The following is an 18,504-nucleotide window of genomic DNA, read 5'->3' as shown; positions in this document are numbered from 1 at the left end:
TGCCGGAAAGGCGGAGGGTCACCCCTCCACCCGGGTCAGATCCGCGACCCTTGCGCAGATGGCGCGGATCGAGTGCAGCATGTTCAGCCGGTTGCGGCGCAGCACCGGATTGTCGGCATTCACCTGCACCGCGGTGAAGAAGGCGTCGATCGGGGCCCGCAGCGCAGCCATGGCGGCCATGGCGGCGGCGAAATCCTCGGCCTGCATGGCGGGGGCGATGGCGGCCTCGGCGCGCTCCAGCGCGGCGAAGAGCGCGCGTTCCTCGTCGGTCTCGGCAAATTTCGGGTCGGCGCCGAAGGAATATTCGACGCCATCCTTCTCCTCGGCCTGCGCGAGGATGTTGTTCGCCCGCTTGAAGCCCTGCAGGAGGTTGGTGCCATCGTCGGTCTTGAGGAAGGCCGACAGCGCCTCGGCCCGCTTCACCAGCAGCGTGAGGTCGTCATTCCCCGGCATGGCAAGGCAGGCGTCGATCACGTCATGCCGGATCCCCTGCTCGCGCAGGTGGACCTTGAGGCGGTCGTGGAAGAAGGAGAGGAGGTCGGCGCCCGGATGAACAAGGTTGTTAAAGCCAATGCAGACGTCGGACAGGTTGCCACCGCGCTGGCCACGTTGTCGCTGCTGTTCCTGAAGACGAGACCGAAGACGTTCGGCCTCCTCAACAGTTATTCCCAGCCAGCGTGCCGACTCTTCTTTCCAAGCATCTTCATCATGAACGAGTTCTCTAGTGAGAACCCAATTGAAGGGCTCGTATCCAACCAGGAAAAGCTCGAGAAGCGGCAAACGGGCGTTCGTCGCGAGGACCAGCCGGATCACGCCAAGCGCAGCACGGCGGAGAGCGAAGGGGTCTTTGCTGCCCGTGGGCTTCTCGTCAATCCACCAGAACCCGGTCAGCGTGTCGATCTTGTCGGCCAGCGCCACGGCGACCGCGACCGGATCGGTGGGCACCTCGTCGGAGGGTCCGAGCGGCTGGTAGTGGGCCTTGCAGGCCAGCGCCACTGCCTCGGGCAGGCCCGCTGCGCGGGCGTAGTAGGTGCCCATCGTGCCTTGCAACTCGGGGAACTCGCCCACCATCGCGGATTGCAGGTCGGCCTTGGCCACCCGCGCGGCTTCGGCGGCAAGGTCGGGGGAAGCGCCGACCAGCGGCGCGATCTCGCGCGCCAGAGCCTCGATGCGCTGGATGCGGTCCCACTGGCTGCCGAGCTTGTTGTGGAAGGTGACGTGGCGAAGACCCTCGGCCATGCCCTTCATGCCGACGGTGTCCACCGTGCGGCGGTCGTTCTCCCAGAAGAACCGCGCGTCGGACAGGCGCGCCGAGAGCACCTTGGCGTTGCCCTTCAGGATCGTGGCGCCGTGGTCGGCGGTCTCGCGGTTCGCCACGGTCACGAACTTCTCGATCCGGCCGGTGGCGGGGTTCCTGATCGAGAAGAACTTCTGATGCTCGCGCATTGAGGTCTGCAGCACCTCGGGCGGCAGGCCGAGGAATTCCTCGCCGATCGTGCCCATCAGCACCACCGGCCATTCCACCAGTCCCGCGACCTCCGAGAGCAGCCCCGGATCGGGAACGACCTCCAGCCCCTGCGCGAAGGCCCGGGTCGTGGCGTCGTGCCAGATCGCCTGCTCGCGCTCGGCGGCATCCAGCATCACGAAGGCGCGCTTCAGCTTGGCGGCATAGTCGTCGAAGCCCGTCACGGCAAAGCGGAACGGCGCCATGAAGCGGTGGCCCTCGGTCGTGTTGCCCGAGGTCAGGTGATCGACCGTCACCGGCACGACCTGCGCGCCGCCCTCGTCCGAGAGCAGGCACAGGATCGAGTGAAGCGGACGCACCCAGCGCAAGGACCCCGCGCCCCAGCGCATCGACTTGGGCCAGGGGAAGGTGCGGATCGTGCGCTCCAGCACCTCGGCGACGATCTCGGCGGCCGGGCGGCCGGGCCTTTCCACCACGGCGAAGAGCACCGCGCCCTTCTTGTCGGCGCGCTCCTCCAGCTGGTCACGGGTCAGGCCGGTCGAGCGCAGGAAGCCCTCGATGGCGGCCGCGGGCGCATCGGCCTTCGGCCCCTTGCGCTCCTCGCGCAGGGTCGGGCTTTCCGCCGTCAGCCCCTGCACCGTCAGCACCAGCCGCCGCGGGGTCGAGAAAGCCCCTGCCGAGGCATAGGTCAGGCCGGCCTCGACCAGTCCATCGGTCACGAGCTTCTTCAGGTCCTCGCGCGCGCGGGCCTGCATGCGGGCGGGGATTTCCTCCGAGAAGAGTTCGATCAGCAGGTCGGGCATTACTGTTCCTCGGCGTTCAACTGGTGCCACGCATAGGCGTGGCCGTCGGGAAAGACCGCGACGACGCGATCCACCCCGGGGGCGATGTCATGTTCCGACAGGAAGGCGATGGCCTCGCCGCGGCGCAGGGCGGTGTCGATCGCCTTCGCATCGAAGCAGTCGAACCACGGCGGCGCGGTGAGCGGCGTGGGCTTCGGATAGACGCGGTAGGTCTCGGTCAGCATCGCCTGACTGAGGGGCGTGGTGAAGCAGGCGCGGAAGCGCAGCGGAGACGATGTCGCGTCGATGCCCCTCACCTCGTCGGCGATGATGACCTCGGGCACCTTGCCGAGGATCGGGGTCAGGCGGATCTCCTCGCCGGGCTTGAAGGCTGCGTCCTCGTAGAAGGCATGGATCTGCGCCCACCAGACCGCGGCTCCGGCGATCAGGGCGGTCAGCACGATGCCACCTGCGAGAAGCTTGCCATTCACGCAGCCGCCCCCGCCTCGGTCGTCACGAAAGCGTCGGCGCAGCGCTTGGCCAGCGCGCGGACGCGGCCGATATAGGCCTGCCGCTCGGTCACCGAGATCACGCCGCGGGCGTCGAGCAGGTTGAAGAGGTGGCTGGCCTTGATGCACTGGTCGTAGGCGGGATGCGCCATGACGATCCGCCGGCCGGCCTTGTCGGCCTCGGGGGCCGACAGGATGCGCTCGCATTCGGCCTCGGCGTCCCGGAAATGCTGCAGGAGCATCTCGGTATCGGCCTGATCGAAGTTCCAGCGCGAGTATTCCTGTTCCGTCTGGCGGAACACGTCGCCGTAGGTCAGCGGCGTCGGGCTCGCGGGATCGTTGAACGGCATGTCCATGACGTGGTCGATGCCCAGCACATACATCGCCAGCCGCTCGAGCCCGTAGGTCAGCTCGCCCGAGACCGGCTTGCAGTCGTGGCCGCCGACCTGCTGGAAATAGGTGAACTGGCTGACTTCCATGCCGTCGCACCAGACCTCCCAGCCCAGGCCCCAGGCGCCGAGCGTCGGGCTTTCCCAGTCATCCTCGACGAAGCGGATGTCGTGCAGGTCCATGTCGATCCCGATCGCCTCGAGCGAGCCGAGATAGAGCTTCTGCAGGTCCGGCGGCGAGGGTTTGATCAGCACCTGATACTGGTAATAGTGCTGCAGGCGGTTCGGGTTCTCGCCATAGCGCCCGTCGGTCGGGCGGCGCGAGGGCTGGACATAGGCCGCAGCCCAGGGCCGCGAGCCCAGCGCGCGGAGCGTCGTGGCCGGGTGGAAGGTTCCCGCCCCCACTTCCATGTCGTAGGGTTGCAGCACGGCACAGCCCTTGCCGCCCCAGTAGGTCATCAGGCGGAGGACGATCTCCTGAAAGCTGCGGGGGGGAACGGGTTTGCCGGTCATGTGCTGGCCCTCTTGCAAAGCGCCCTCTCCATAGGCAAGAGGCGGGCAAGGGTCAATCGGCGGCGGCGGAGCGGACCGGATTTGACGGGCCTCCCGCGGGCGTGGCGCGGGTCTCCGCAGCCGGCAAGCGAGGCGGGAAGGCACATGATGAGGCAGATGATCTTTCTTCTCTGGCTGGGCGCGGCGCTTCCGGCGGCGGCTCCGGCCTGGCCGCAGGAACAGGCCCAGGCCGAGGTCTGGGTGCAGATCGAGGCTCGCCCCACCCAGGCCGAGGCCGCCGAGCGCGCCCGCGCCTATGCCCGCGCCTTTCCCGACGTCTCGGGCTACCGGCTCGCCTCGGGCTGGTATGGCATCGTGCTGGGGCCCTATGCCCCCGAGGCCGCCCGCCTGCGGCTCGACGACCTGCTGGGCGCGGGCCTGATCCCGTCCGACAGCTTCATCGCCGATGGGCGCAACTTCCGCGAGCCCTTCGTCGCACCGGGCGAGGCGGCGGCGGCGCTCGCGCTGCCCACGCCGGACACCGAGGCGCTGGCCGTGCCCGGCCCCGAAACGGTCACCGAGGAGCCGGCGGCGCAGACCCCACTGCCGGCCCCCGCCCCCGTCCAGCCCGCGCTGCCGGACGAAACGCCGGAGGAGGCGCGCCGGTCCGAGGCGCTGCTCGTGCTGGACGAGCGGCTGCAGATCCAGTCGGCGCTGCAGTGGTTCGGCTTCTACACCTCGGCGATCGACGGCGCCTTCGGCCCCGGCACGCGCGCCTCGATGGCGGCCTGGCAGGGGGCCCAGGGCGAGGAGCCGACCGGCATCCTGACCGCGCGCCAGCGCGAACGGCTGATCGACAGCTTCTCGAAGGCGCAGGCGGAACTGGGCCTTTCCACCGTCACCGAGGAGCAGGCCGGCATCCGCATCGCGCTGCCGACCTCGCTGGTGCAGTTCGACCGCTACGAGCCGCCCTTCGTGCATTTCACGGCGAAGGACGACTCGGGCGTGCAGGTCATCCTGATCAGCGAGCCGGGCGACCAGGGCACGCTCTTTGGCCTCTACGACATCCTGCAGACGCTCGAGATCGTCCCGCTGGAAGGCACGCGCGAGCGGCGCGACAGCTCCTTCACCATCGAGGGCCGCTCGGCCACGGTCGCCAGCTACACCCATGCCGAGCTGAAGGGCGGGCTGATCAAGGGCTACATGCTGGTCTGGAACCCCGAGGATGACGAGCGCATGGCGCGGGTGCTGACCGCGATGCAGTCGAGCTTCCGGCCCTTTGGCGAGCGTGCCCTCGATCCGGGTCTGGTGGCGCTGTCGGAAGAGCAGCGGCGGGGGATGCTGGCCGGTCTCGAGGTGCGGCGCCCTGCCCACTCGCGCTCGGGCCTGTTCATCGATGCGCGGGGCACCGTGCTGACGGTGGCCGAGGCGGTCTCGGGCTGCGGGCGGGTCACGCTTGACCGCGACATCGAGGCCGAGGTGACGCTGACCGACGCCGCACTCGGCCTTGCGGTCGTGAAACCGCGGACACCGCTCGCACCACGGGTGACGGCCGCGTTCCGGACCGAGGCGCCGCGGCCCGGCGAGCCGGTCGCCGTCGCGGGCTACCCCTACGAGGACCGGCTTCCGGCGCCGACCCTGACCTTCGGCGCGCTCGATGCGGCGACGGGGCTTGAGGGCGAGCCGGACCTGCGCCAGCTGCGGCTGGCGACGCGGCCGGGCGATGCCGGCGGCCCCGTGCTGGATGCGACGGGCGGCGTGCTCGGGATGCTGGTGCCGAAGACGGACGGAACGCGGCAGCTGCCGGCCGACGTGGCCTTCGCCGTCGGGGCCGAGGCCCTCGCCGCCCGGCTGTCGCAGGCCGGGCTTCAGCCCCGCACGGCCGAGGGCGGCGGCGCGCTCGCCCCCGAGGATCTGGTGCGGATCGGCGACGGGATGACGGCGCTCGTCTCCTGCTGGGAGTGACCGGCCGGCCCGGATCCGCGGGGTCCGGGCTACCGCGGCGGTCCCGCGGGATCACGCCCGACAGGCAACCGGGGCACGTCGGCGCGCGCCCCGCAGGAACCGGCGCCTCGGCGGGATGGCAGACGCCTCTCAGCCCCGCCAGAACCGGCGCAGCAGCAGCACATAGACCGACAGCAGCTCCAGCCGGCCGAGCAGCATGCCGAGGATCATCAGCCACTTCGCCGAATCGGAGAAGCCGTCGACCGCGCCGGTCGCGCTGACCTCGGGTCCGAAGACCGGCCCGACATTGGCGATGGCGGTCCAGGCGGCGGTGACGGCCGTCTTCGTCTGCAGCCCGGTCAGCGACAGCAGCACCGACAGAACCCCGAAGGTCAGGATGAACATGGTGAAGAACAGGATCACCGAGTTGATGACGTCCTGACTCACCCGACGGCCCTCGTAATCGACGAAGATCAGCGCGTTCGGGCTCTGCAGGCGGCGGATCTGCACCTTGATCGCCTCGATCAGGATCAGGTAGCGGAACACCTTGACCGAACAGGTGGTCGATGAGGTGCAGCCGCCGATCAGCCCGATCACGATCAGCATCACGAAGGGAAAGGTGCCCCAGACGTTCAGATCCACGCTGGTCAGCCCGGTCCCGGTGAAGGTCGAGACCACGTTGAAGGTCGTCTCGCGCAGCGTCGGCCCCAGCGGCGCCCCGCGGTGGACGATCTCGTAGGCCACGATCAGCCCGATGGCATAGGCGTTCCAGCGCAGGTAGGCGCGCACCTGCGGGTCGCGCCACAGCGGCAGGAGATCGCCCTGCGCCACCTGCACGAAGCGGACGAAGGGCAGCGCGGCCAGCACCATGAAGACGGCGCAGGCATATTCCGCCGGGCCCTGGAACAGCGCGAAGGACCGGTCGGAGCTGGAGAAACCGCCGGTCGAGACGGTGGTGAGCGCATGGACCACCGCCTCGAACACCGGCAGGCCGAGAGCGAGATAGGTGAACACGCAGGCCAGCGTGAGCACGAGGTAGATCTGGATCAGCGCCGCCGAGATGTCGAGCGCGCGCGGCAGGATCTTGCCCAGCGTGTCGAAGCCTTCGGACCGGAAGAACTGCATCCCGCCGACCTTCATCACCGGCAGGAAGATCATCGCCACGATGACGATCCCGAGGCCGCCCAGCCACTGCAGGATGCCGCGCCAGAGGTTCGTGCCCATGGGCAGCGCGTCCAGCCCGACGAAGACCGTCGTGCCGGTGGTGGTCATGCCCGACATGGCCTCGAAGACCGCGTCGGTGAAGGTCGCATCCGGCCGGCCCAGCATGAAGGGCAGCGCGCCGAAAACCGGCAGAATCAGCCAGACGCCGGTGGTCAGCAGGAAGCTCTGCTGCATCGACAGGCCCCGGCCCGTCGCATTCGCGCAGGCCAGCGCCAGCATCCCGCCCGCCACGATCGAAATCACCGCGCTTTCGGCGAAGGCCATCCAGTGCGGGTCGCCCACCGCATAGTCCAGCGTCAGCGGCACCAGCATGATGACGCCCAGCGTGGCCGCGAGAAGACCGATGATGTATCCGACGGGCCGCGGGTCGATCATGCGGCAGGCTTGGCGGGACGCCCGGGAACTGTCAAGCGCCCCTACTGTCGCCAGAACCGCGGCAGGATCAGCACCACCAGCGCCAGAAGCGCCAGCCGGCCCATGAGCATGGTCAGGATCAGGAGCCACTTCGCCGTATCAGGAAAGTCGATGAAGGTTCCGGTCGGCGCGACCAGCGGCCCGTAGCCGTAGCCGATGTTGCCGATCGAGGTCCAGACGGAGAAGAGCGCCGAGGTCGGGTCCACCCCCGTCAGCGTCACCGCGACGCTGAGCATGCCGATGGCAAGGATGTAGCCGGTGACATAGAGGATGAGGGCGTTCATCACGTCGTCCTCGACCCTCCGGCCCTCGTATCGGACGGAAACCATGCGGTCGGGCATGCCGATCCGCTCGATCTGCACCCGGATCGCGTTCAGCACGACCTGCACGCGGAACACGCTTAGCGCGCCGGAACTCGACGAGGAGCAGCCGCCGATCATGCCGACGCAGAAGGCGATGACCATGGCAAAGGCGCCCCAGTTGGCGAAGCTGCCCGAGAAGAAGCCGGTGCCGGTGAAGACCGACACGAGGTTGAAGGTGGCCTCGCGGAAGGCGGATTCGAGATCCTGGTCCGAGGTCGCCACCCGCCAGGCGGTCACGAGGCCCACCGCATAGGCCATCCAGCGCAGCATGGCGCGGATCTGGCTGTCGGCAAGAATCGGCCCCGGCGAGCCGCGCACGAGCTGCACGAACCGGATGTAGGGCATCGCGCCGAGGATCATGAAGACCGCCCCGGCATATTCGCCGGCCCCCGGATACTTGCCGAACGAGGCGTCGGCGGGCGAGAAGCCCCCGGTCGCGATGGTGGCGACGCCGTTCACGACGGCATCGAGCGGCTCCATCCCGAGGATGCCATAGGTCGCGATGCACAGGGCGGTCAGCCCCGAGTAGACGGCGAGCAGCGCCCGGGCGATGTCGCTTGCCCGCGGCAGGACCTTGCCCAGCGTGTCGAAGCCCTCGGTGCGGAAGAACTGCATGCCCCCCACCCGCATGACCGGCAGGAAGATCATGGCGATGAACGCGATGCCGAGGCCGCCGAGCCAGTTCAGCATCCCCCGCCACAGGTTTGTCCCGGCCGGCAGGTTGTCCAGTCCGACGATCACGGTGGACCCGGTGGTGGTGATGCCCGAAACGGCCTCGAACATCGCGTCGGTGAAGCTGAGGTCGGGCTCGCCCAGGATCAGTGGCAGGCTGCCGAAGGCCGGCATGGCGAACCAGATCGCCGCCGTCAGAACGAAGGCCTGCCGGATGTTCAGCTGCCGCGAGGGCGCGTTGGCGCAGGACAGCGAGACCGCGCCGCCCGCAAGCATGGACAGGAAGGCGGCCTCGAATATCGCAAGCCCGTTGCCGTCGGCCAGATACAGATCCAGCACGGCTGGCACGAGCATGGTCGCACCCAGCGCCGCGATGAGAAGGCCGATGACGAATCCGACGGGGCGCAGGTCCAGCATGATGCGCGCAGCGGTGCCCGCGCCCCGCGCCGCTGTCAAGCGCCGGCCCGTCGCCGGCCTCAGCCGGTGTGGTAGAGGCTGGCGAAAAGCCGCGGATCAAGGCTGTCGGCCGCGAAGGTCGCCCCTTCCGTCAGCACCGACACCGCATCATGCGAGTGCAGGCTTTCCTGATGGCTCGCCACCACGCGGAAGTCGCCGATGCGCGGATCGCCCTGCAACGCCTGGCAGAAGCTGCGCGCCGCATCCTCGACGAAGATCGGATTCGCGGCGTTCAACTCGGCGAAGGCCTGTTCGTCCTCGCGCTTGACCATCACCTGCGTCTCGGTCGGCACCGCCGCGCGGGCAAGCTCGATCAGATCCTCGAACCACAGGCACTTGCCCGGCAGCACCTCGACCGAGATCCGCGCCACCGACCGCTGCGAATGCGGCGTGGCCAGCTGCCCCCGCTCGCGCCGGGCATGCTCGGACAGTTCCAGCGAGCACGGGCAGGTCGAAGAATAGACGAAATCGAGATGCATGATCTTCTTGCGCACCCCGCCCTTGTCCACCAGTTCCAGCGCGATGTCGTAATACTGCCAGCCCACCAGCCCCGAGCGCAGCGACGGCACCTTCACCGGGAAGGAGAAGCGCATCTGGATGCGGGCATCGAAGCTGCCGAGGTCGCGCTTGTAATCCTCCAGCGCGTGCTCGATCACGCCGAAGCTGAAGCTGCGCTCGGCATGGGCATAGAACGAGCGCATGATGCGGCTCATGTTGATGCCCTTCTTCTCGGCCTCGAGGCTCACCGTGCCGGTGACCGAGGTCTCAAGCGTCAGGTCGCCGTTGTCGCGCGTGTGGTAGCGGATCGGCAGGCGGAAGTTCGAGATCCCGACATGCTGGATCACCGCCTTCGCGCCGACGATCAGGCTGGAGGGCCCGTTCTGCAGGTCGGGCAGCGACGCCTTGTAGGCCTCGTCCACCGTGAAGGTGCGCGGATAGCTGCGGTTCAGGTCGGGATAGACCAGCGACGGAACCTCCGGCGAGAGTTGCGTCACCTCGGCCGTCGGCGTGTGCCTGGCCCAGCGCCGCAGAACGGCAAGGGCCTCCTCGGCTTCCTCGCGGCTTGGCAGGCGCTCGGCCACGGGCGTCAGGATGTTCATCTCGCTCCCCCTCGTCACTTGCGGGTCAGGACCCGATATAGCGGCTCCCGACCCTATCCCCAACAGTCAATCCGGATACGCGAGAGGGAAGATTTCAGATCACATCCAGCGCCGCCTTCAGATCCGCGATCAGATCCTCGGCGTCTTCCAGCCCGACCGACAGCCGGATCAGCCCAGGCGTGATGCCGAGATGCGCCTTCTGCTCGTCGGTCAGCCGCTGGTGCGTGGTCGTCGCCGGATGCGTCGCGATCGACTTCGCATCGCCAAGGTTGTTCGAGATCTTCACGATCTTCAGCGCGTTGAGGAAGCGGAAGGCCGCTTCCTTCCCGCCCGCCAGATCCAGCGCCAGCATGGTGCCCGGACGCTTCAGCTGGGTCTTGGCCAGTTCGTGCTGCGGATGGCTTTCGAGCGCGGGATGGATCACGCGCAGCCGCGCGTCGCCCTCGAGCGCGCGGGCGATCCGCTCGGCGCTGTCGGCCATCGCGCGGCAGCGCAGGTCGAGCGTCGCCATGCCGTTCAGCATCAGCCAGGCGTTGAACGGGCTGATCGAGCCGCCGGTGTGCTTCATGTAGGGTTCCAGCACCTTGCGGATGAAGTGCTGCGTGCCGCAGACGACGCCCCCCAGCGCCCTGCCCTGCCCGTCGATGTGCTTGGTCGCCGAATAGATCACGACGTCCGCGCCCTGCGCCACCGCCGTCGAGAAGACGGGTGTCGCGAAGACATTGTCCACCACCACGAGCGCGCCGACCGCATGGGCGATTTCGGCGATGGCTTCGATGTCGGGGATCTCCAGCGTCGGGTTCGAGACGGATTCGAAGAACACGGCCTTGGTGCCCGGCCGCACCGCCGCGCGCCACTGGTCGAGGTCGGTGCCGTCGACGAAGGTCACCTCGACCCCGAAGCGGCCCAGAACCTCCTCGAGGATGTAGATGCAGGACCCGAAGAGCGCGCGCGCGGCGACCAGATGGTCGCCCGCCCGCACGATCGAGGTCAGCACCCCGTTGACGGCCGCCATCCCGGAGGCGGTGGCAAAGGCGTCCTCGGTGCCCTCGACGGCGGCGATGCGGTCCTCGAACATGCGCGTGGTGGGGTTGCCGTAGCGGGCATAGATGAACTCGTCGGCGCCGGTCTCGATGAAGCGCGCCTCGGCCTGCTCGGCCGAGCCATAGACGAAGCCCTGGGTCAGGAAGATCGCCTCGGCCATCTCGCCATACTGGCTTCTCCGGCTGCCCGCATGGACAAGCTGCGTCCGTGTCTTCCAGTCCTTCGTCATACCCGATGCGTCCTTCGCGACAGCAAAAAGCCCCCATGCCGAAGAGCACGGGGGCCACTGGCCCTCGCCTCTTTAGCGGTTTCTTTAACGTGGCCCGCAATCCGGCAACAAAGCACCACGAGGCCGCCCCATACTCCGGTCGTGCCCCAAGGTCAACAAGCCGATCAATCGACCTGGGTCGCCAGCCATTCGAGGATGGCGGGGCGCACCGTCTCGGCCCCCGAAAGGCGGGCCATCTCGATCACGCCGCGGGCCTCGGTCAGGTCCACGCGGCGCAGCAGCGCCTTGACCGGCCCGATCGAGGCCGGGCGCATCGACAGCGCCCGCACGCCCATGGCGGCGAAGCACAGCGCCTCGACCGGCCGGCCGGCATCCTCGCCGCAGAAGGACAGCGGCGTCCCGGTCTCGGCGCAGCGGGCGACGATGTGCTCGATGAAGCTCAGGAAGCTCACGTTCAGCACGTCGTAGCGCCGGCGCACCCGCTCGTTCTCGCGGTCGGCGGCGAAGAAGAACTGCTTGAGGTCGTTGCCGCCGATCGAGACGAAGTCGGTCGTCTCGAAGAAGGCGCGCGGCGCATAGGCGAGGCTGGGGGTTTCCAGCATCGTACCGACGGAGATGTTCACCGGCACCGGATGGCCGAGGCTGCGCTCGCGGTGCAGTTCGCGCAGCAGGTGGCTGCGCGCCATCATGAATTCGTGATGCTCGGAGACGAAGGGGAACATGATGCAGAGATCGCGCCCCGCCGCCGCCCGGATCAGCGCCTGCAACTGCATGCGCAGCACGCCCGGCTTGTCGAGGCCCACCCGGATCGCGCGCCAGCCCATCGCCGGGTTCGGCTCGTCCTGCGGCTTGAGATAGGGCAGCACCTTGTCCGAGCCGATGTCGAGCGTGCGGAACACCACCCGATGCCCGCGCGCCGCATCCATGACGCGGGCATAGAGCCGCGCGAGTTCGTCACGCTTCGGCATCTGGTTGCGGATCAGGAACTGCAACTCGGTCCGGAAGAGGCCAACCCCTTCCGCGCCCGAACTGTCAAGGCTGGGCAGGTCGGCCATCAGGCCCGCGTTCATCATCAGCCCGGTGACCGTGCCGCAGCGCGACTGCGCCGGCAGGCTCCGTAGCGAGGCATAACGCTCCTGCGCCTTGGCCTGCATCGCCATCTTGTCCCGAAAGGCCGCGGCCACCGTCGCCTCGGGGCGCAGGTGGACAATGCCGTTGTCGCCATCCACCATGATGTGATCGCCGTTCAGGGCCTCGGTCGTGATGCGGTCGGCATGGATCACCAGCGGGATCGCCAGCGCCCGCGCCACGATCGCGGCATGCGAGCCGACCGAGCCTTCCTCGAGCACGACGCCGCGCAGCTTGCGGCCGTAGTCCAGCAGCTCCGCCGGCCCGATGTTGCGCGCCACCAGAACCGGGTTCTCGGGCATCTCTGCGCCAGTGTCCTTGCCCTGCCCGGTCAGGATGCGCAGCAGCCGGTGCGACAGGTCGTCAAGGTCGTGCAGGCGGTCGCGCAGATAGGCATCGGGCACCTGCTCCAGACGGGCGCGGGCGGCCGACTGCTCCTTCTGCACCGCGGCTTCGGCCGAAAGGCCGGCCATGATGTCCTCTTCCATCCGCCGCAGCCAGCCGCGGGAATGGGCGAACAGGCGGTAGGCCTCCAGCACCTGCCGCTGCTCCTTGTCGAGCGTCGCCGCCGACAGCAGGTCGTCCACCGACACGCGGAGCTGCGCGACCGCGTTGCGGATGCGGTGCAGTTCCAGCGCCGGGTCGTCTGCGACCGGATTGGTCACCACGACGCGCGCCTCGTGCAGCCAGACATGGCCCTCGGCCGCGCCCTCCTGCGCGGTCCCGCCGCGGAACAGCACCGGCTGGGTATGCTTGGCCGACAGCGCCTCGCCCTCGCCGATGAAGACGCCGAGTTCCGCCATCTCCGCCAGAACCATGGCGACCACCTCGAGGGCATAGACCTCGTCCTCGGAATATTCCCGCGCCTCGCGCGACTGCACGACGAGGACCCCCAGCTTCTCGCCCACCCGCTGGATCGGCACGCCGAGGAACGACGAGAACACCTCCTCGCCGGTCTCGGGCATGAAGCGGAATCCGCGCTCGGACGGGGCATTGCCGGTGTTGATCGGCGTGGCGGTGCGGGCGACGCGGCCGACGAGCCCCTCGCCCAGCTTCAGCCGGGTCTTGTGCACCGCCTCGGGCTTCAGGCCCTGCGTGGCGCAGAGTTCAAGCGTCTCGGTATCGCGGAACAGGTAGATCGAGCAGACCTCGGTCCGCATCGAGTCCGCGATGAGCGAAGTGATACGGTCCAGCCGGTCCTGCCCTTTCCCGGACAGGGCCAGACTGTCGCGCAACCGCCTGAGAAGCTTGCGACTTTCGCTTTCGCTGCGTTCAGGCATGACCCCCCGGCGCCAATGCCGGCCTCAGTTGGCCGTCTCCAATGCGAAGGCATCATGGAGCGCCTGCACGGCGAGTTCCATATATTTCCGGTCGATCAGCACCGAAATCTTGATCTCGGAGGTTGCAATCACCTTGATGTTCACGTTCTCCGCCGCGAGGGCATCGAACATGGTGGCGGCGACGCCCGCATGGCTGCGCATCCCGATGCCCACGACCGAGACCTTCGCCACCTCGGTATCGACCACGAGGTCGTCATACTTGATCGTGCCGGCGGCGCGGGCATCCTCCAGCGCCTTCTTCGCGCGGGCGACCTGGTTGATCGGGCAGGAGAAGGTCATGTCGGTGACAGAGCCGACGTGCCCGCCGTAGTCCTTTTCCGAGATGTTCTGCACGATCATGTCCACGTTCACCCCGGCCTCGGCCAGCGGGCCGAAGATCGCCGCGGCCACGCCGGGGCGGTCCTCGACGGTGACGAGGGTCATTTTCGCTTCGTCGCGCGAATAGGCGACGCCAGAGACGACTTTCGATTCCATGATTTCCTCCTCGTCGCAGACCAGGGTTCCCGAGGTCTCGTCGGTGTCCTCGAAGGAGGACAGCACCCGCAGCTTCACCTTGTAGCGCATCGCCAGTTCGACCGAACGGGTCTGCAGAACCTTCGCGCCCAGCGAGGCGAGTTCCAGCATCTCCTCGTAGGCGATCTTCGGCAGTTTCCGCGCCTTCGAGGCGATGCGCGGATCGGTGGTATAGACGCCGTCCACATCGGTGTAGATGTCGCAGCGTTCCGCATCGAAGGCCGCGGCGAAGGCGACGGCCGTGGTGTCCGAGCCGCCACGGCCCAGCGTGGTGATGCGCCCCTCGGGGCTCACGCCCTGGAAGCCCGCGACCACGGCGACCTTGAAGCCCTCGGCGAATTTCGCGTCGAGATGCTCGCGCGGGATCTCGATGAAGCGCGCGGCGGAGTGCTGCGAGGTGGTCTTGATCGGCACCTGCCAGCCCTGCCAGCTGCGGGCGGGAACCTCCATCTCCTGCAGCGTCAGCGCCATCAGGCCGGCGGTGACGTTCTCGCCGGACGAGACCACCGCATCGTATTCACGCGCGTCGAACAGCGGCGAGGTCTGCTCGACCCAGCCCACGAGTTCGTTGGTCTTGCCCGACATGGCCGAGACGATGACGATGACGTCATAGCCCCGCTCCACCTCGCGCTTGACCTTCTCGGCGGCATTCCTGATGCGCGCGAGATCGGCAACCGACGTGCCGCCGAATTTCATGACAAGAAGCGGCATGGCGATAACCCCTGCTGCCAGACCCCGGAATCCGGCGCTTCTTATGCGCGGGCGCGGGGAAGGGCAAGGGCCCGCGCGGGGCTTGCGGGCTTCTTCCGGACGCAGGCGGCGCGGCGGGCGACAGATACCGGCGAGCCGCCTCAGACTTCGGAGCGCGGGCGGCGGGCTGCCCGCCGCTCAGAGCGCGCGCCAGCCGATGTCGCGCCGGCAGAACCCCTCGGGCCAGTCGATCGCGTCGACCATCGCATAGGCCGCCGCCTGCGCCTCGGCCAGCGTCGCGCCGCGGGCGGTCACGTTCAGCACCCGCCCGCCGGTGGCGAGGATCCGGCCATTGTCGGCCTGCGTGCCGGCATGGAATACCATCTGCCGGCTGGTCTCGGGCAGCGCCTGGAGTCCGCGGATCTCGGTGCCCTTGACGTAGCTGCCCGGATAGCCCTGCGCCGCCAGCACCACGGTCAGGGCATGATCCTCGGCCCAGTTCACCTGAACCTCGTCCAGCCGCCCTTCCGCGCAGGCCAGCAGCAGGTCGAGCGCCTGCGCGCCCAGCCGCAGCATCAGCACCTGGCATTCGGGATCGCCGAAGCGGACGTTGTATTCCACCAGCCGCGCCCGGCCGTCCTCGATCATCAGCCCGGCGTAGAGGACGCCCGCATAGGGCGTGCCGCGGCGCGCCATCTCGGCGATGGTGGGCTTCACGATCTCGTCCAGCGCCTGCCGCTGCACCGCGGCCGTCAGCACCGGCGCGGGGGAATAGGCGCCCATGCCGCCTGTGTTCGGCCCCTCGTCGCCGTCGAAGGCGCGCTTGTGGTCCTGCGCGGTGCCGATGGGCAGCACGGTCCGGCCATCGGTCAGGACGAAGAAGCTCGCCTCCTCGCCGGTCATGAACTCCTCGATCACGACCTCGGCGCCGGCCTCGCCGAAGGTTCCGCCGAACATGTCGTCGATGGCGGCCAGCGCCTCGGCCTCGGTCATGGCGACCACGACGCCCTTGCCGGCGGCCAGACCGTCGGCCTTCACGACGATGGGTGCGCCCTTCGTGCGGACATGCGCCTTCGCCGCCTCGGCGTCCGCGAAGCGCGCATAGCCCGCCGTCGGCGCGCCGCAGGCGTCGCAGATCTCCTTGGTGAAGCCCTTCGAGGCCTCGAGCTTCGCCGCCGCTTGCGACGGGCCGAAGGTGAGGATCCCCGCCGCGCGCGTCGCATCGGCCACGCCTGCCGCCAGCGGCGCCTCGGGGCCGACCACGACGAAATCGACCGAGTTCTCCTCGCAGAATGCGACCACCGCCGCCCCGTCGAGGATGTCGAGGCAGGCGCATTCCGCGACCTGCGCGATCCCCGCGTTGCCCGGCGCCACGATCAGCCGGTCGCATTTCGGGTTCTGCTTGATCGCCCAGGCCAGCGCATGTTCCCGCCCGCCGCCGCCGAGAATGAGGATGTTCATGCGCGCTCCTGTATCCGTTGGTGCCGCTTCCTAATCCGAGCGGCGGCCGCGGACAAGAACTCGCCCGGGGCTGGCCCGGCGCTTGCCAGCCCGGCGGCCCTCGGGCAGAAAGGCGCCATGTCCGACCTGTTCGAAGATCCCGCCCCCGCCCGCAACACGCCGGAATACACCGTCTCGGAACTTTCCGGCGCGGTGAAGCGGGTGATCGAGGGCGAATTCGGTCTCGTCCGTGTGCGCGGCGAGATCGGGCGGGTGTCGCGCCCGGCCTCGGGGCACCTCTACTTCGACCTGAAGGACGACCGCGCGGTGATCGCGGCGATCTGCTGGAAGGGTCAGGCGGGGCGCCTCTCGGTCCGGCCCGAGGAAGGGATGGAGGTCGTGGCCACCGGCCGCATGACGACCTTCCCCGGCCAGTCGAAATACCAGATCATCGTCGAGGACATGGCCCCCGCCGGCGCGGGCGCGCTGATGGCGATGCTGGAAAAGCGGCGCGCGGCGCTGGCGGCCGAGGGGCTGTTCGACGCGGCCCGCAAGCGGCCCCTGCCGTTCCTGCCGCGCGTGATCGGCGTCGTCACCTCGCCCTCGGGTGCCGTGATCCGCGACATCCTGCACCGGCTGCGCGACCGCTTCCCGAGCCATGTGCTGATCTGGCCGGTCGCCGTGCAGGGCGAGAAATGCGCCCCCGAAGTGGCGGCCGCCATCCGCGGCTTCAACGCCCTGCCGGAAGAGGGGCCGATCCCCCGCCCCGACCTGCTGATCGTGGCGCGCGGCGGCGGCAGTCTCGAGGACCTGTGGGGCTTCAACGAGGAGATCGTCGTCCGCGCCGCCGCCGAAAGCGCCATTCCGCTGATCTCGGCCGTGGGGCACGAGACCGACACGACGCTGATCGACCATGCAGCCGACCGGCGTGCGCCGACCCCGACGGCTGCGGCCGAGATGGCGGTGCCGGTGCGGCTCGACCTGCTGGCGACGGTCGACGGACAGGGCGCGCGGCTGTCGCGCTGCGCCGCCCATGCGATCGGCCGGCGCGACCAGCGGCTGCGCGACCTCTCGCGGGCGCTGCCGCGGCTCGACAGTCTGACGGCCGGCGCCAGCCAGCGCTTCGACCTCTGGGCCGCTCGGCTCGGGGGCGCGCTCGGCCAGAGCATCGCCGCCCGACGCGCGCGGCTCGATCCGCTGGGCGCCCATCTGCGCCCGCGGCTGCTGGCCGATCTGGTGGCGCGCCAGAAGGACCGGCTGGCGGATCGCGCGCACAGCCTTGAAAGCTGCTTCGCGCGGCGGGGCGAGCGCCGGTCGGACCGGCTCGCAGCTGCGGCGGCCCGGCTGGCCCCCGCCTTCGCCCGGGCGCTGGCCGATGCCGGGCGCGCGGCAGAGCGCGACCGCAGCCTGCTCGGCTCGCTCGGCCAGCGGCTGGACGAGGCGCCCGGCCTGCGACTGCGCCGCCTTGCCGACCGGCTGCAGGCGCTCGATCGGCTGCACGTCACGCTGGGCTACGAGCGCACGCTGGCCCGCGGCTATGCCGTGGTGCGCGGCGACGGACAGGTGGTGACCACCCGCGCCGAGGCCGAACGCGCCGCCGCGCTGGAGATCCAGTTCCAGGACGGCCGCCTGACGCTCTCGCCCCGGAAGGGCCGCAGGAAGGCCGACACGCCGCCGGCGCAGGGCAGCCTGCTCTGAGGCGTCAGACGCCGACGTCGGGCCCCGCGCAGACCAGCGGGTTCCGGCTCTGCGCGACCTCGGACAGTTCGGTGGCGTCGGGATCGCCCTGGAACTGCGCCCGAAGCCCGTCCTCCTCGCGAAAGAAGGTCCAGCACTGCGGCGTGCTGTCGTGTTCGTAGACGAAGCAGATCTGCCCGCCGGCCTCGTACCAGGACCCCTCGGCACATTCCTGCCCGCGGAAGGCCCAGATCACGCGGCGGTGGGGAAGGTACTGCTCGGCGCCGTAGATCTCGCCGCCCACGGCATAGGAGAGCGTCTTGCCCACCGAATAGGCGTCGAATTCCGCGGCGCTCATCGGCTCTCCCGCATGGGCGGGCAGCGCGAGCATGAAGGCAACTGGCCAGAACCTGCGCATCGTCCACTCCGGCTGGTGTCGGATCGGACCAGACTGACAGAGCATCGCCGGCTTGGCCAGTCACGGCTGCGCCAGCTTGGCTGACCGGGTGCGGGGCGCGCTCGGCCCGGTTGACTGCTGCTTTGGTCGAGAAGGCGCGGCCGACCTGCGTGCGGACCGCCGCCCATCACCGCAGGGCCGGCCTCCGCAGGCCACGATCCTGCCCGAGGGCAAGGC

At 69.1% G+C, this 18,504-nt stretch carries 13 protein-coding genes and 1 riboswitch; of the genes, 2 read left to right on the top strand and 11 right to left on the bottom strand.

All coding sequences use genetic code 11. The features are described 5' to 3' along the window. Positions 1 to 18: 18 nt before the first annotated feature. From glyS to CK951_RS04275, 3 genes are read right to left on the bottom strand one after another with little or no spacing between them, the layout of a single operon-like run. Complete coding sequence (glyS, locus tag CK951_RS04285; RefSeq protein WP_096784976.1) at positions 19 to 2,268, bottom strand: glycine--tRNA ligase subunit beta; 2,250 nt, start codon at positions 2,266 to 2,268, stop codon at positions 19 to 21. Further along, positions 2,268 to 2,738, bottom strand: coding sequence for a DUF6446 family protein (locus CK951_RS04280; RefSeq protein WP_096784975.1), 471 nt, complete (start codon positions 2,736 to 2,738; stop codon positions 2,268 to 2,270). The genes glyS and CK951_RS04280 overlap by 1 nt, the downstream gene beginning before the upstream one ends. Further along, the gene (locus CK951_RS04275; protein WP_096784974.1) at positions 2,735 to 3,658 is read right to left on the bottom strand and encodes a glycine--tRNA ligase subunit alpha; all 924 of its coding nucleotides are present in this window, start codon (positions 3,656 to 3,658) and stop codon (positions 2,735 to 2,737) included. Before CK951_RS04275 ends, CK951_RS04280 begins: the two co-directional genes overlap by 4 nt. 156 nt (positions 3,659 to 3,814) lie before the next feature. On the opposite strand from CK951_RS04275, the gene CK951_RS04270 reads away from it, so the two are divergent. After that, on the top strand, positions 3,815 to 5,602 hold the full coding sequence (locus tag CK951_RS04270) for a serine protease (protein ID WP_232520677.1): 1,788 nt from the start codon (positions 3,815 to 3,817) through the stop codon (positions 5,600 to 5,602). Between the two features lie 129 nt (positions 5,603 to 5,731). Here the strand turns inward: CK951_RS04270 and CK951_RS04265 are convergent, their stop codons facing one another. The 7 genes from CK951_RS04265 to purD form a co-directional block, all read right to left on the bottom strand. Then, positions 5,732 to 7,180, bottom strand: coding sequence for a TrkH family potassium uptake protein (locus CK951_RS04265; protein WP_096784972.1), 1,449 nt, complete (start codon positions 7,178 to 7,180; stop codon positions 5,732 to 5,734). Positions 7,181 to 7,221: 41 nt separating this feature from the next. After that, entirely contained in the window at positions 7,222 to 8,670 is a 1,449-nt protein-coding gene (locus tag CK951_RS04260) for a TrkH family potassium uptake protein (protein WP_096787158.1), read from the bottom strand. A 59-nt stretch (positions 8,671 to 8,729) separates the two neighbouring features. Then, entirely contained in the window at positions 8,730 to 9,809 is a 1,080-nt protein-coding gene (gene folE2, locus CK951_RS04255; RefSeq protein WP_096784971.1) for a GTP cyclohydrolase FolE2, read from the bottom strand. 94 nt (positions 9,810 to 9,903) lie between these two features. Then, a complete protein-coding gene (metZ, locus tag CK951_RS04250; RefSeq protein WP_096784970.1) occupies positions 9,904 to 11,082 on the bottom strand; it encodes an O-succinylhomoserine sulfhydrylase in 1,179 nt (392 codons plus the stop codon). Between the two features lie 51 nt (positions 11,083 to 11,133). Beyond that, a riboswitch (SAM riboswitch) is annotated at positions 11,134 to 11,211 on the bottom strand. A 35-nt stretch (positions 11,212 to 11,246) separates the two neighbouring features. Beyond that, positions 11,247 to 13,490 carry a phosphoenolpyruvate--protein phosphotransferase gene (ptsP, locus tag CK951_RS04245; RefSeq protein ID WP_096784969.1) on the bottom strand — a complete coding sequence of 748 codons (2,244 nt, stop codon included), beginning with the start codon at positions 13,488 to 13,490 and terminating at the stop codon, positions 11,247 to 11,249. A 24-nt stretch (positions 13,491 to 13,514) separates the two neighbouring features. Continuing rightward, complete coding sequence (locus tag CK951_RS04240) at positions 13,515 to 14,774, bottom strand: aspartate kinase (RefSeq protein WP_096784968.1); 1,260 nt, start codon at positions 14,772 to 14,774, stop codon at positions 13,515 to 13,517. A gap of 177 nt (positions 14,775 to 14,951) precedes the next feature. Continuing rightward, the gene (gene purD, locus CK951_RS04235; RefSeq protein ID WP_096784967.1) at positions 14,952 to 16,214 is read right to left on the bottom strand and encodes a phosphoribosylamine--glycine ligase; all 1,263 of its coding nucleotides are present in this window, start codon (positions 16,212 to 16,214) and stop codon (positions 14,952 to 14,954) included. Between the two features lie 117 nt (positions 16,215 to 16,331). On the opposite strand from purD, the gene xseA reads away from it, so the two are divergent. Then, positions 16,332 to 17,891, top strand: coding sequence for an exodeoxyribonuclease VII large subunit (xseA, locus tag CK951_RS04230; protein ID WP_096784966.1), 1,560 nt, complete (start codon positions 16,332 to 16,334; stop codon positions 17,889 to 17,891). A 4-nt stretch (positions 17,892 to 17,895) separates the two neighbouring features. On the opposite strand, the gene CK951_RS04225 is transcribed toward xseA, so the two are convergent. Further along, a complete protein-coding gene (locus tag CK951_RS04225; RefSeq protein ID WP_096784965.1) occupies positions 17,896 to 18,288 on the bottom strand; it encodes a hypothetical protein in 393 nt (130 codons plus the stop codon). Positions 18,289 to 18,504: the final 216 nt, after the last annotated feature.

Origin of the sequence: Rhodobacter sp. CZR27, from assembly GCF_002407205.1 — a bacterium.
Taxonomy (GTDB): domain Bacteria; phylum Pseudomonadota; class Alphaproteobacteria; order Rhodobacterales; family Rhodobacteraceae; genus Cereibacter_A.
Note: the sequence above shows the minus strand (reverse complement) of the source record. Positions and strands in the feature narration are given on the sequence as shown.